The 13,025-nt window shown below is 70.8% G+C and carries 10 protein-coding genes; 3 read left to right on the forward strand and 7 right to left on the reverse strand.

Annotated elements, in window-relative coordinates; all coding sequences use genetic code 11:
• Positions 1–96: 96 nt before the first annotated feature.
• Entirely contained in the window at positions 97–897 is an 801-nt protein-coding gene (locus QMF80_RS06150; RefSeq protein ID WP_283450245.1) for a TIGR04222 domain-containing membrane protein, read from the forward strand.
• A gap of 199 nt (positions 898–1,096) precedes the next feature.
• On the opposite strand, the gene QMF80_RS06155 is transcribed toward QMF80_RS06150, so the two are convergent.
• From QMF80_RS06155 to QMF80_RS06170, 4 genes are all read right to left on the reverse strand, one after another.
• Positions 1,097–2,230, reverse strand: a complete 1,134-nt coding sequence (locus QMF80_RS06155) for a serine hydrolase domain-containing protein (RefSeq protein WP_283450247.1) — start codon at positions 2,228–2,230, stop codon at positions 1,097–1,099.
• A 329-nt stretch (positions 2,231–2,559) separates the two neighbouring features.
• A complete protein-coding gene (locus QMF80_RS06160) occupies positions 2,560–3,414 on the reverse strand; it encodes an NmrA family NAD(P)-binding protein (RefSeq protein ID WP_349372184.1) in 855 nt (284 codons plus the stop codon).
• A 108-nt stretch (positions 3,415–3,522) separates the two neighbouring features.
• The gene (locus QMF80_RS06165; protein ID WP_283450251.1) at positions 3,523–4,005 is read right to left on the reverse strand and encodes a hypothetical protein; all 483 of its coding nucleotides are present in this window, start codon (positions 4,003–4,005) and stop codon (positions 3,523–3,525) included.
• 149 nt (positions 4,006–4,154) lie between these two features.
• Positions 4,155–4,691, reverse strand: coding sequence for a MarR family winged helix-turn-helix transcriptional regulator (locus tag QMF80_RS06170; protein ID WP_283450253.1), 537 nt, complete (start codon positions 4,689–4,691; stop codon positions 4,155–4,157).
• A 340-nt stretch (positions 4,692–5,031) separates the two neighbouring features.
• On the opposite strand from QMF80_RS06170, the gene QMF80_RS06175 reads away from it, so the two are divergent.
• Together QMF80_RS06175 and QMF80_RS06180 are read left to right on the forward strand one after the other, a co-directional pair.
• Positions 5,032–7,101, forward strand: coding sequence for a phosphocholine-specific phospholipase C (locus tag QMF80_RS06175; protein WP_283450255.1), 2,070 nt, complete (start codon positions 5,032–5,034; stop codon positions 7,099–7,101).
• Between the two features lie 341 nt (positions 7,102–7,442).
• The gene (locus QMF80_RS06180; RefSeq protein ID WP_283450257.1) at positions 7,443–8,612 is read left to right on the forward strand and encodes an ALF repeat-containing protein; all 1,170 of its coding nucleotides are present in this window, start codon (positions 7,443–7,445) and stop codon (positions 8,610–8,612) included.
• Between the two features lie 178 nt (positions 8,613–8,790).
• Here the strand turns inward: QMF80_RS06180 and QMF80_RS06185 are convergent, their stop codons facing one another.
• The 3 genes from QMF80_RS06185 to QMF80_RS06195 form a co-directional block, all read right to left on the reverse strand.
• Positions 8,791–11,172, reverse strand: coding sequence for an FG-GAP-like repeat-containing protein (locus QMF80_RS06185; protein ID WP_283450259.1), 2,382 nt, complete (start codon positions 11,170–11,172; stop codon positions 8,791–8,793).
• 64 nt (positions 11,173–11,236) lie between these two features.
• Positions 11,237–12,412, reverse strand: a complete 1,176-nt coding sequence (locus QMF80_RS06190) for a transglycosylase family protein (protein ID WP_283450261.1) — start codon at positions 12,410–12,412, stop codon at positions 11,237–11,239.
• Positions 12,413–12,513: 101 nt separating this feature from the next.
• The coding region (locus QMF80_RS06195) for an FG-GAP repeat domain-containing protein (RefSeq protein WP_283450263.1) at positions 12,514–13,025 on the reverse strand (512 nt) is incomplete at its 5' end.

Raw genomic sequence — 13,025 nt, forward strand, 5'->3', positions numbered from 1 at the left:
CGCGACCGGTGTCGCCGCCCTGGTTCCCGTCCCGCCGCCGTCGTGCAGGCTTGGGGCGGCGGGCAGTCGGGGAAGGTAAGGGCCGGGGTGGTTCGCATGGACGTGACGAGTGGGGTGCCGGTCGGCGCGGCGTGGTGTCTGCTGCTGCTCGCCGGGGTGCTGCGACTCAGCGGCGGGCGAATCCGGCCACCGGGCAGCGCGCTGTCTCCGGTCGAGGTGGGGCTGTTGCGCGGGGGCGCGCGGGGAGCGGCGCAGACCGGGCTGGTCGAGCTGTACCTGGCCGGAGCGGTGGAGTCGGGTCTCCGGCAGACGGTCCGGGGTGTTGAGTCCCTGCTGCCGCCGCAGGGCTGCTCCGCGGTGGCCCGAGCGCAGTACGGCGCGCTCTACCGGCGGATGCACCCCCGTCGGCTGCAAGGCGCCGACCGGGTACGGGATGCCATCGGGGAGACGGCCCGGGGGCTGGAGCGTGCGGGGCTGCTGATGTCCGCGAAGCGGCGGTGGGCCGTACGGGCCGTGCTGCTCCCGGTGTTCGCCGCGGCGCCCCTCGGGGCCGGGGCGGGTGGACGGGCGGCGGTGTGGCTGTGGCTCGCCCTCCTCGCCGACGTCGCCGCGGTGGTGTTGTGGGCGGCCCCCCGGCGCACCCCGCGCGGGGCGGCGCTGCTCGCCCGGCTGCGCCAGAACCACGCCGGAGCCCGCCGGGCCACGGAGCGGGACGACCCGGGCGCGCTGCTGCTGAGCGCGGCCCTGTTCGGCGCCCCGGCGCTGCGCGCCCAGCTTCCCCGGTTCGTCGAGGAGAGCGGGCTGCTGACCCGCCCCAGGGGGGAGGGCATGGACCGGAGCGGGCGCGGCGGCTGGCACGAGTCGGCAGGAGGATGCGGCGGGGGGTGCGGGAGCTGACGAGCGCCGCCCCGGGCCGCGGTTCGACTCCGCAGACCTACTGGGTGAAACCATGGGGATCCCGGCCGGGACGCCGACGGCTCCGTACGTTCGTGCCTAGCCCGCCAAGCCCGCCAAGCCCGCCAAGCCCGTCACGCGGGCATCGTGCCCGAACAGGTGGGGGCGCGGTCCGGATCTCCTGGCCGCGCCCCCACTGCCGTCAGCCGAGCGCCCGGACCACCGACCACAGCAGGCGCTCGTTCTCCGAGGCCGCACCGCCCGGGAAGGCGTATCGGCGGCGGGTGTAGGCGTAGGCGAAGCCCTGCCGGGGGTCGGCGAGGGCGAGCGAGCCCGAGGCGCCACTGTGGCCGAAGGCGCCGGCGCCGGTGGAGTTGAAGCGGGCGCCGAAGGTCTGGAACCCCAGGCCGAACGCCTGCGGCTGGCCGCCCACCAGATCCTTGCCCTCGGAGTGGATCCGGGCGAACTCGGCCGCCGTGTCCGGCTTCAGGAGGGGGCTCCGGCCGTCCAGGCCGAAGGCGGCCGCCGCGTACATGCCGGCCAGACCGCGCGCGGAGCCGATGCCGGCCGCCGATGCCTGGCCGCCGGCGCGCACGGCGCGGGAGTTGGGGAAGTCGTACAGCTCGCCGTTGCCGGGCGCGTGCTCGTTGAAGGCGATGCCGCCCAGGCTGTACGGGGTGCGCGCGGCGGCCTCGATCTCGGCCGCCTGCTCCGGAGTCGCCAGTATCGGCAGGGTGGTGAGGAAGCGCGGCTCCTCGGACTCCGGGAGGCCCAGCCACAGGTCGAGGTCGTGCGGGGCGCGGATCCGCTCCTCGTACCACTCCCGCAGGGTGCGCCCGGTGGCCCGGAACACCACCTCGCCGACCAGCGCGCCGATCACGAGCCCGTGGTAGCCGAAGAATCGTCCCGGCTGCCAGAACGGGCGCTGCCCGGCCAGGCGGGCCGCGATCGCCCGGTCGTCGGCCAGCTCCTGGGGAGTGAAGCCGGCATCCAGGCCGATCACCCCGGCCCGGTGTGCGAGCAACTCGCGCAGGGTGATCCCGCCCTTGCCCTCGGCGGCGAAGTCCGGCCAGTAGGAGGCCACGGTGCGGTCCAGTTCCAGGACGCCGTCCTGGACCAGGAGCGCGGTCACCAGGTACGCCGCGCCCTTGGTGGACGAGAAGACAGCGAGCAGCGACTCCCCGGTCACCCCGTCGGACCACAGGTCCACCACCCGCTCGCCGCCCCTGCACACCACCAACTGCGCTCCCGGCGCGTGCTCCTCGCCCGTGAGGAAGGCGGCGAACTCCTCCCGCACCCCCTCGAAACCGGTGGCCACCGTGCCGTGGACTGCCATGGACCCTCCCGAACTCCCGCACTGATCTTGTGCTTCCGGCAACTCGTCGGCCCGGGCCGCTATTCCTCGGCAAGCTCCCGGGGGCGGCGACCACGAGGAGACGTGCGGGGCTGGGGCGTGGGTGAGCTTGCCGGGAGGGTCGTGCACGTCCCGTACTCGGGAGCCGTGGTGTCGGCGGCATGTCGGCATGTCGGCGTGACGGCGACGGGCCCGCGCGGCCCGGACCCGCAGCTGGAGCCGCAGCCGGACCCGCGGCCGGACCCGCGGCCGGACCCGCGGCCGGACCCGCGGCCGGACCCGCGGCCCGTCGGCAGGGCGTGAGGCGGCTCCTATCGGCGGAAGTGGCCGTCGTGTTCCCGCAGGAAGGCGTCGAGGGTGCGGGGCGGGCGGCCGAGGATGTCGGCGACGGTGCTGGTGGGGGTTTCGGGTCGGGTGATGGCGAGCTGCTGGATCTCGGTCACGTGGTCGGCCAGCCAGGTGGGCATGTGGGCGCTGTGGACGAGGTGGTCGCGCAGTTCGTCCGGGGCGAGGTCGACGTAGCGGATCTGGTCGCCGGTCAGCGCGGTCAGTCGTGAGGCGAGTTCGGGGTAGGAGATGGCTTCGGGCCCGGTCAGGGTGTAGGTGCCGCCCGCGATGTCCGTTCTGGTGAGGGCGGCGGCGGCGACGTCGCCGATGTCACGGCAGTCGATGTGGTTGTAGGGCGCGTCGCCCGTCGTGCCGAGGATGATGCCCTGGGCGACGGTGGGGGCCAGGCGCAGGAGGTTCTGCATGAACGCGTAGGGGCGCAGGACGGTGTGGGTGAGGCCGCTGGCCCGCAGGTGTTCCTCGACGGCGTGGTGTCCGCGGGAAATGGCGACGGGGGAGTCGGGTTCCGCGGCGGGTGCGGAGATCTTGACGATGTGTCCGATGCCGGTCTCGGAGGCGACGTCGATGACGCGGGTTTCGAGTCCGATCTGGGCGGGGCTGTTGGACATGGTGAGGAAGAGCTGGCTGGCGCCCTTGAAGGCGGCGTGCAGGGAGTGGGGGTCGGCGGCGTCGGCGTACTGGACCTCGACCGGCGGCCGGTGTGCGCCGGTGACGCCGGGGATCGGCCTGTTCGGGGTGCGGGTCAGCGCGCGGACGGGCGTGCCGAGCGCGAGGAGGCTCTGGAGCAGGGCGTTCCCGGTTGTTCCGGTTGCTCCCATGACAACGATCATCGTGTACTCGTTCCTTGGTGACTTGCCGGCGCTGGGTGCTACCGGGGTGGGCTCGGTGGGGCGGTTGGACCTGGGTGGGTCCGGTGCCGCGGTGGGTTACCTCGGGGGCGCTGGGGTGTGGGTGAGGGTGGTGCGCCAGCGCAGGGTGACGATGGTGGTGGCGAGGGCCGCGGAGACGGGCAGGTCGATCCGCAGGCGCTCCAGCCACGGGGTGGAGGGGACAAGGGTGTGGGCGGGCAGCCATTGGGCGGTGAACCATCCCAGCAGGGCCGCCGCGCCGACGGTGATGAGGACGAGCGTTGCGGTCAGGGTGACGCGGGGCGTGCGGGTGGTCCACCGTCGGGGCCGCCCGCCGTGCCGTAGCCAGGTGCCGACCAGGAGTGCCACTCCGGCTGAGGTGCCGGCGATGGAGGTGCAGGCGGCCACGGCCAGGTCGTACTGCCCGGTGGCGATTCCGGCCATACCGGCCATCAGGGCGGGGGCGGCGTAGGCGGTCAGTACCTCGCGCCACAGGGTGAACCGCCGGGACGGCCGGGCGGCCGCCCGGCCGCGCCTGGCTCTGTCCTTCGTTGCGGGCATGGTGGCCCTTTCTCGTTCGTCGGAGGGGAGCGAGGGCTGCGGCGGAGCGCGGCAGGCCTACATCGCCATATAATTAGGGAGCTAACTATTGCCTCGAAAAAAAGGGCCCGGGGCCCTACCGGACGGTGGGGCCACGAGCCGCGAGTCGGTCAGTCGGCGGCCAGGGCCGTACTGCCGCGGACGACGCGGGCGAGCAGATCAAGGAATACCGCGCGCTCCTCCCCGGAAAGGCCGCCCACCATCGCCTCGAGCCGCCCGAAGTGTTCGGACGCCATGTCGCGCAGGCGCTGCGCCCCGCGGCCGGTGAGGACGGCCACCGAGCCCCGGCCGTCCTCCGTGGACGGGCGGCGGGCGATCAGGCCCTCGCGCTCCAGGCCGTCCAGCAGGCCGGTGACCGTGGCTCTGGAGACGCCCAGGTCGGCGGCGAGGTGCGAGGGGGACTTCTCCCCGCCGTGGTCTTCGAGGTCGGCGAGCAGGCGGTAGCGACCCGTCGACAGGCCGAACCTGGCGAAGTGCACCTCGGCCGCCCGGCCGACCCGCGCACCCGCCGAGATCAGCCGCACCGCGACCAGCACCGCCTGCGGATCCACCGCCAGGCCGTACTGCTCGATCTGCCGCTTGGCCTGATCCAGCGTGGGCGCTTCGCCGTCGATGCCGTCCCCGGCGCTCCTGCCGTCCCTCGTCATGTACTTAATATGGCGGCTAATTACTTGAGCTGTCAAGGCGCCCCGTCGCAGGGCGGGGTGGCTTGCGCCGCCCCGTCCACCTCACCCTGGCGGGCGCCGCCGACGGCCTGGTCCGACGCCCGCATCCGCCGTGGCCGCCGCAGCCGCACGCACCGCCGACGGCGAACGGTCGAACGGTCGAACGGTCGGGTGGTCGGATGGCGTGAACTCCTCCGAAATCCGACTGACGTTCGTCTGGTGTATCCGCCACCGTCACGTCAGGCTCCCTGTCCGGTACCCCGCGCACGATGTCCTGGGGGCGCTCAACCACTTCTCGATCAAAGCAGAGGTCCCTCCCGCCATGGCAGAACTGAACCGCCGCCGCTTCCTCCAGCTCACCGGCGGCGCCGCCGCCCTGACCATGCTCAACGAGAGCATCGCGCGAGCCGCCGCCATCCCCGCGCAGGGGACGACCGGCACCATCGCCGACGTCGAGCACATCGTGGTCCTGATGCAGGAGAACCGGTCCTTCGACCACTACTTCGGCGCGCTGCGCGGCATCCGGGGCTTCGGCGACCCGCGCCCGGTGACCCTGCCCAGCGGCAAGTCCGTATGGCACCAGAGCGACAACGCGGGCAAGGAGACGCTGCCCTTCCGGCCGCCGTCCGACGACCTCGGCATGGAGTTCCTCCAGGGCCTCAACCACGACTGGGCGGGCGGCCAGAGCGCCTTCAACAAGGGCAAGTACGACAACTGGGTGCCCGCCAAGACGCCCGCCACCATGGCCCACCTGACGCGCGACGACATCCCGTTCCACTACGCCCTCGCCGACGCGTTCACCATCTGCGACGCCTACCACTGCTCGTTCATCGGCTCGACGGACCCCAACCGCTACTACCTCTGGTCGGGCCACACCGGCAACGACGGCAAGGGCGGCGGGCCGGTCCTCAACAACGCCGAGGCCGGGTACGGCTGGACCACGTACCCCGAGCGCCTGGAGACGGCCGGGATCTCCTGGAAGGTCTACCAGGACATCGGCGACGGCCTCGACGCCGCCGGATCCTGGGGCTGGATCAACGACGCCTACCGCGGCAACTACGGCGACAACTCGCTGCTCTACTTCAACAACTACCGGGGTGCCCAGCCCGGCGACCCGCTCCACGACAAGGCACGCACCGGCACCGACGCCAAGGCCGGCGAGGGTTACTTCGACAAGCTGCGCGCCGACGTCACCGCGGGCACGCTGCCCCAGATCTCCTGGATCGCCGCCCCCGAGGCCTTCAGCGAGCACGCCAACTGGCCCTCCAACTACGGCGCGTGGTACATCGCGCAGGTGCTCGACGCGCTCACCTCCAACCCCGACGTGTGGGCCCGTACCGCGCTGTTCATCACCTACGACGAGAACGACGGCTTCTTCGACCACGTCGTGCCGCCGTACGCCCCCGCCAACGCCAACGAGGGCCTGTCGACCGTGCCGACCGCGCTCGACGTCTTCCCCGGCAAGGCCGGTTACGTCGCCGGACCGTACGGCCTGGGCCCGCGCGTGCCGATGCTCGTGCTCTCGCCCTGGAGCACCGGCGGCTACTCCTGCTCCGAGACCTTCGACCACACCTCCGTCATCCGCTTCATGGAGAAGCGCTTCGGGGTGCGGGAGCCCAACATCTCGCCCTGGCGCCGCGCCGTCTGCGGTGACCTGACCTCCGCCTTCGACTTCGCCCGCAAGGACACCGGTACGGCCCCGCTGCCCGACACCGGCCTCTGGGAGCCGCAGGACCGCGACCGCCACCCCGACTTCCTGGCCACCCCGCCCGCCGTGGCGAAGATGCCGCGCCAGGAGAAGGGGCTGTGCCCGACGCGTCCCCTGAAGTACGCCCCCTACGTGGACGGCGCGGCGCTCACCGGCGAGGGCAGGTTCCGGCTGACGTTCAGCGGCGGCCAGGACCTGGGAGCGCAGTTCTACGTCACCTCGGGCAACCGGACCGACGCGCCCTGGACGTACACCACCGAGGCGGGTAAGTCGATCACGGACACCTGGAACACCGCCTACTCGGCCGGTGTCACCGACCTGACCGTCCACGGCCCCAACGGCTTCCTGCGCGGCTTCCGCAACCCCGGTGCCACCCCCGGCCCCGAGGTCACCGCCCGCCACAACGCCACCACCGGCAACCTGGACCTCACGCTTACCAACGCCGGAGCGTCGACCGCCACCCTCACGGTCACCAACGCCTACGGCGGAGGCCCCAAGCGCCTGACGGTCGCCAAGGGCGCCACCGTCACGTACGCCGTCCCCCTGAAGAACACGCGCCGCTGGTACGACGTCACGGTCACCGCGTCCGAGGCCCCGGCCTTCGGCCGCCGCTTCGCGGGCAAGGTGGAAACCGGCGCGGCAGGCCTCTCGGACCCGGCCATCCTCACCAACCAGTCCTCCTGAGCCGCCCCACCCCACCCCATCCCAGTCACCCGGCCCGCTCCCGCCCCGAGCGCGGCACGACGTGTGGACGGCTTGGCCTGAGCCGGCGTACGTCGGCCGCCCGGGTGGCCCGGGTGGCGGGGTGGGGTGGGGTGGGTGCGCCGGGCCGGCCCGGTGTCCGCGCGCGGGCCGTCCGCCGTCCGGATGCCGTCGGCCACGGCGCGCTCGTGGCGGCCGCCCCGGACGGTGAAGCCACGGCAGGGCGCGTGTGGCGCTGCTCGCATTCTTGATGCGTCGTACAACCATCGGCGCACCTGGCGAGTCTCGTGCCCCGTCAAGAACATTTTCCAGGGGGTTTTTCTGTGAAGTTGTCCCGGATCGCCGCGGCGGTCACCACTGCTGCTCTTGCTCCGGCCGTCCTCATCGCGTCACCGGCGTTCGCCGCCGGCACCGAGACTGCCACGTCGACCGTTCCGACGTCTCCGACCGTCCCTGACCAGGCGGCGCCGGACCAGGCTGACAAGGACCGGGCCGAGCAGGACCGCAAGGCCATCCTCGCGATCATCGCCGACCCGATGGCCAGCGAGTACATGAAGGAGGCCGCTCTTAAGGCCATAGCCGGCGGCCCCGCGGGCATGCGTCAGTTCATCGAGACGGATCAGCACAGGATCCGCCTCGACGACTACCGGGTTCTGGTCACCAGGCTCCTCAACGCTGCCGGCCCCGGCCTGAAGGAAGGCATCAACAAGCTCTTCCAGAGCGACAAGACGACTCTGGAGCAGCTGCGCCACTTCTACGAAGTCACCCAGTACGAGCTGCGCGACGACGACAACAAGGTCGACATCTCAAGGCTGATCGGCACCGGCGGCCCCGTCGTGAAGGAGGCGGGCAAGGAGGCGCTCAAAGGCACTCCCGCCGACCGCGTCACCTTCCTTCAGACGGGACGGTACCTCGCGCAGGCCTCGGACGACCGGGTCGAGCTCGCCCGCATCGACGAAGGATGGGACGGCCCCATCCTGAGCGAGGCGATCAGCACGCTCCTCAACACCTCCCCGACCCCGGCCGAGCTGCGCCACTTCCTGGAAGTGACCCAGTACAAGCTGCGTGACGAGGACAACCGCGTCGCGATCGCCCAGACCATCCACGGTGGCGGTCCGGAACTGGTCAAGGCCGGCCGCGCCGCGCTGGCGGGCACTGCCGCCGACCGCGCCGAGTTCCTGAAGACGGGCCAGCACGAGGCACGTGCCAAGGACAAGAAGAGCCAGCAGGAGAAGGACAAGAGCAAGGAAGAACAGGGCCACGGCAACGCCGGCAACGGTACGGGCTCCAGCACCAACCCCGGCTCCGGCACGGGCTCCGGGACCAGCTCGGGCGGCAACACCGTCGCTCCCCAGGGCGGCAGCGGCTCCCCCCTCGCCGCTACCGGCGCGGGTGACTCCGCTCTGATCGCAGGCGCTGCGGGCACCGCACTGGTTGCCGGCGCGGGCCTCCTGCTCGCCGCGCGGATGCGCCGCGCCGCCTCCGCGCGCTGACCCGGCACACACCAGTCGTCGGGGGCCGGCCGCGGTCTTCCGCAGTCGGCCCCCGCTGTGTCGCACGGACAGGACGGCCCCCGTCCGCGCGAGCGGCTCCTCGTCGGCCACGTCGACCGCGACCGCCCCGGCGGCCTCCCACCGAGCTGGCGGCCCCACCGGGAACGGACGGGCCCGATCAGAACCCGGACCAGAGGCCGTTGCTGCCGAGCATGTTGGTGCCGCCGCTGACGGTGCCCGCGCCGTTGCCGGTGTAGAGCTTCATGTTGTTGTTGGCGTCGATGCCTGCGATGTCCTGCTTGCCGTCGCTGTTGAAGTCGGCGGCGAGCAGGGACCGGAAGCCCTTCCAGAGGCCGTTGCTGCCGAGCATGTTGGTGCCGCCGCCGACGGTGCCCGTGCCGTCGCCGGTGTAGAGCTTGAGGTTGTTGTTGGCGTCGATGCCTGCGATGTCCTGCTTGCCGTCGCCGTTGTAGTCGGCGGCGGTGATGGTCGTGAAGCCCTTCCAGAGGCCGGTGCTGCCGAGCATGTTGGTGCCGCCGCTGACGGTGCCCGTGCCGTTGCCGGTGTAGAGCTTGAGGTTGCTGTTGGCGTCGATGCCTGAGATGTCCTGCTTGCCGTCGCCGTTGAAGTCGGCGGCCGTGATGGACGTGAAGCCCTTCCACAGACCGGTGCTGCCGAGCATGTTCGTACCGCCGGAGAGGTGACCGGCACCGTCGCCGGTGTACAGCTTGAGGTTGTTGTTGGCGTCGATGCCTGCGATGTCCTGCTTGCCGTCGCCGTTGAAGTCGGCGGCGGCGATGGACTTGAAGCCCTTCCAGAGGCCGTTGCTGCCGAGCATGTCGCTGCCACCACCGACGCTGCCCGCGCCGTCACCCGTGTACAGCTTCATGTTGCTGTTCGCGTCGATGCCCGCGATGTCCTGCTTGCCGTCACCGTTGAAGTCGGCGCCCACGGTCCGCGCCATGGTCGGCGCCGGGACGGAGGGCGGGCAGTCTGCGAGCGGCGCCGGGAAGGTTCCGGCCTGATCCGTGGAGAACGGCAGGTTGTAGAAGGCCAACAGGCCTATCCCGTTGCTGTTCGTGATCCAGGGGCCGGCTCCGTCGTGTCCGACGTAGCTGATGCCGGTGGCACTGGTAGCGGGTCCCGTCAGCCGAAGGTGGATGAACCCGGGCCTGACGGCCATCGACGCCACGGATACCGGGCTGCCGTTGACGACGAAGTTGGTGACGGGGCCGCATCCGGCCACGAGCGCGTCGGCAGCAGTGCGTAGGCCGATGGTGATCTCGGTGTGGTCGGCTTTGGAGAACCACGCCTTCTGCGGGTCCGGAGCGGTGCTCGCCGCTGCGCTGCCGCCGTAGTAGTCCCGGGCCATGGAGAGGAAGTCGCGGTCGGCGAGATCGCGGTAGCCGCCGACGTAGTAGTAGTGGCAGTTGTCGGGGCCCTGCCCGCTGATGCCGGTGGTCGACAGCACGGTGACGCCGTGCAGGGAGGCGTACTGCCGCTGTGCTTCGCGTTCCTCGTACGAGTTCTGAGGCGCACCGGCAGCGTCGAGACAGCCGTTGCGGATCTGATGCGCGTACACGTGCTCCACGCCCGGGTAGTCGGTCTTCCAGTCGTCCAGGAGGGACGTGAAGCCGGAGGTCTGGGCCGCGACGTTGTTGTTGTCGGACTCTCCCTGGTACCAGAAGATGCCACGGACCTGGCCCTGCACTCCTGCCCTCCGGGCCCGGCCGAGCAGGCGTCCGTAGTTGGTTCCCGGGTCGGTGGGGTTCGCGTCGTCGCGCTGGAAGAAGGTGATGGGGCGACCCTCGTGACCGCCCTGCAGGAAGGCGATGGGGACGCCGTACGTATTCACCTCCTGGCGGCCCAGGCGGAGCGCGTACTGGCCGATCGCTCCCGAGACCTGGTAGGAGTCGCCGTCCGCCACCTGCCAGGTGTCGTCCTGGGCGGCCGTCGTGGGGTCGGAGGTGGACGATCCGAACGTACGCACCCAGGGCGACCGGTCCGCGCTGCTGGAGTTCGAAGTGTCGGACGGGTTGTTGGGATTCGATGGGAAGTGCTGGCGGGCGGCGGCGTTGGACTGGCCGTTCACGATGAACACGTCGCCTGCCACGATGTCGCTCCACGCGGCCTGCAGCCTGATGGTGGAACCGGAGACGGAGTAGAGGCTGAAGGAATAGCTGTTCAGACCAGCCTGGATCCGGGGCGCGAAGGCGAACGCCGATCCAGCACCGTTCACCGGGACGCTGCTGCTCGACAGGGGCTCCCCGTCCCTGGCGATGTCCAGCCGCATCGAGCTGGCTCCGACCTGTGTGACGTTGCCGGCGACGTCGACGACGGCGTTGTTCGTGGCCGGGTCGCGCGGGAAGAGCTGGTGGTCGCGCGGGGACTTGGTGAGCTGGACTTCGCTTCCCGCCAGGTCGGTCCGCGCGGCCGGGCGGAGCGTCGGCCGCCCTGCCGACGCCGTGGCCGCCCCGTCGGACGCGAGCGTGGCGGCGATCGCGAGGGACAGTGCGAGCGTGCCTTGGGCCAGTGTCCGACGGCCGGAGTACTTCCGCATGACGGTTACCTTGCTGAGAGGGAGGGAGGGAGGGAGTGGAGCGGAGGACGGAGGCGGCCGGGCTCTAGAAGCCGGCCCAGGCGCCGCTGGGGCCGGACAGCATGTTGGTGCCGCCGCTGACGGTGCCGGCGCCGTTGCCGACGTAGAGCATCATGTTGTTGTTCGCGTCGATGCCTGCGATGTCCTGCTTGCCGTCGACGCTGAAGTCGGCGGCCACCAGGGACCGGAAGCCCTTCCACAGGCCGGTGCTGCCCAGCATGTTGGTGCCGCCACCGAGCTGACCGGCACCGTCGCCCGTGTACAGCTTCAGGTTGTCGTAGGCGTCGATGCCCGCGATGTCGCGCTTGCCGTCACCGTTGAAGTCCGCGGACGTGATCGACTTGAACCCCTTCCACAGGCCGGTGCTGCCCAGCATGTTGGCGCCGCCACCGAGCTGACCGGCACCGTCGCCGGTGTAGAGCTTCATGTTGTCGTAGGCGTCGATACCTGCGATGTCCTGCTTGCCGTCACCGTTGAAGTCACCGGCGGCGATCGACTTGAAGCCCTTCCACAGGCCATTGCTGCCCAGCATGTTGGTGCCGCCACCGAGGTGACCGGCACCGTCGCCGGTGTAGAGCTTCATGTTGTCGTAGGCGTCGATGCCCGCGATGTCCTGCTTGCCGTCACCGTTGAAGTCACCGGCGGCGATCGACTTGAAGCCCTTCCACAGGCCATTGCTGCCCAGCATGTCTGCGCCCCCGGGCACGAGAGCCGGACCGTCGCTGATGTAGTACTTCATGTTGTTGTTGGCGTCGATGCCGGCTATGCCCGGCGAGAGGTCAGAAAAGACACCGGCCACCGTGCGGGCCATGGCAGGCGCCGGAGCGGGAGTCGGGTCGGTGGGGTACGGGGTGGCGTGGTCGTTGCCCAGCCCGTACTTCGGTCCGCAGTTGGGCCACGCTCCCTGGCCCTGGACGGCGAGGACCTTCTCAGCTATGAGGATCTGCTGCTGCTTGGTGGCCAGATCGGCGCGCGGGGCGTAGATCTCGCCACCGAACCCCTTCCACGTCGACGAGGTGAACTGCAGGCCTCCGTAGAAGCCGTTCCCGTTGTTGATGCTCCAGTTGCCGGTGCTCTCGCAATCGGCGACCTTGTCCCACGTGCTCACCGACGCGGCGTCGGCGGCGGTGAGATTCAGGCACAGTACGGAGCAGGAGACCAGACCGATGAGGGCGGTCGACAGGAGGCGCTTGCGGTTCATCGTGTGCTCGCTTCTGAGAGGGATGTGCGGGAAGGGGGCGGGGGACAGCCGGTGTCCGGACCTCGATGAGGTCCGGACACGACGAGCCGGGAATCCGGGTTCTAGAACCCGGACCAGAGGCCGGTGCTGCCGAGCATGTTGGTGCCGCCGCTGACGGTGCCCGCGCCGTTGCCGGTGTAGAGCTTCATGTTGTTGTTGGCGTCGATGCCCGCGATGTCCTGCTTGCCGTCGCTGTTGAAGTCGGCGGCGAGCAGGGACCGGAAGCCCTTCCAGAGGCCGTTGCTGCCGAGCATGTTGGTGCCGCCACCGAGCTGACCGGCACCGTCGCCGGTGTACAGCTTGAGGTTGTTGTTGGCGTCGATGCCTGCGATGTCCTGCTTGCCGTCGCCGTTGTAGTCGGCGGCGGTGATGGTCGTGAAGCCCTTCCAGAGGCCGTTGCTGCCGAGCATGTTGGTGCCGCCGCCGACGGTGCCCGTGCCGTCGCCGGTGTAGAGCTTGAGGTTGCTGTTGGCGTCGATGCCTGAGATGTCCTGCTTGCCGTCGCCGTTGAAGTCGGCGGCCGTGATGGACGTGAAGCCCTTCCACAGACCGGTGCTGCCGAGCATGTTCGTAC

It is taken from the genome of Streptomyces sp. G-G2, from assembly GCF_030063135.1.
In the GTDB taxonomy this organism is placed as follows: domain Bacteria; phylum Actinomycetota; class Actinomycetes; order Streptomycetales; family Streptomycetaceae; genus Streptomyces.

Bases quoted from the DNA above. Each gene is read 5' to 3' on its own strand.
- QMF80_RS06150 (WP_283450245.1), top strand. From the start codon at position 97: ATGGACGTGACGAGTGGGGTGCCGGTCGGCGCGGCGTGGTGTCTGCTG.
- QMF80_RS06155 (WP_283450247.1), bottom strand. From the start codon at position 2,230: ATGGCAGTCCACGGCACGGTGGCCACCGGTTTCGAGGGGGTGCGGGAG.
- QMF80_RS06160 (WP_349372184.1), bottom strand. From the start codon at position 3,414: ATGGGAGCAACCGGAACAACCGGGAACGCCCTGCTCCAGAGCCTCCTC.
- QMF80_RS06165 (WP_283450251.1), bottom strand. From the start codon at position 4,005: ATGCCCGCAACGAAGGACAGAGCCAGGCGCGGCCGGGCGGCCGCCCGG.
- QMF80_RS06170 (WP_283450253.1), bottom strand. From the start codon at position 4,691: ATGACGAGGGACGGCAGGAGCGCCGGGGACGGCATCGACGGCGAAGCG.
- QMF80_RS06175 (WP_283450255.1), top strand. From the start codon at position 5,032: ATGGCAGAACTGAACCGCCGCCGCTTCCTCCAGCTCACCGGCGGCGCC.
- QMF80_RS06185 (WP_283450259.1), bottom strand. From the start codon at position 11,172: ATGCGGAAGTACTCCGGCCGTCGGACACTGGCCCAAGGCACGCTCGCA.
- QMF80_RS06190 (WP_283450261.1), bottom strand. From the start codon at position 12,412: ATGAACCGCAAGCGCCTCCTGTCGACCGCCCTCATCGGTCTGGTCTCC.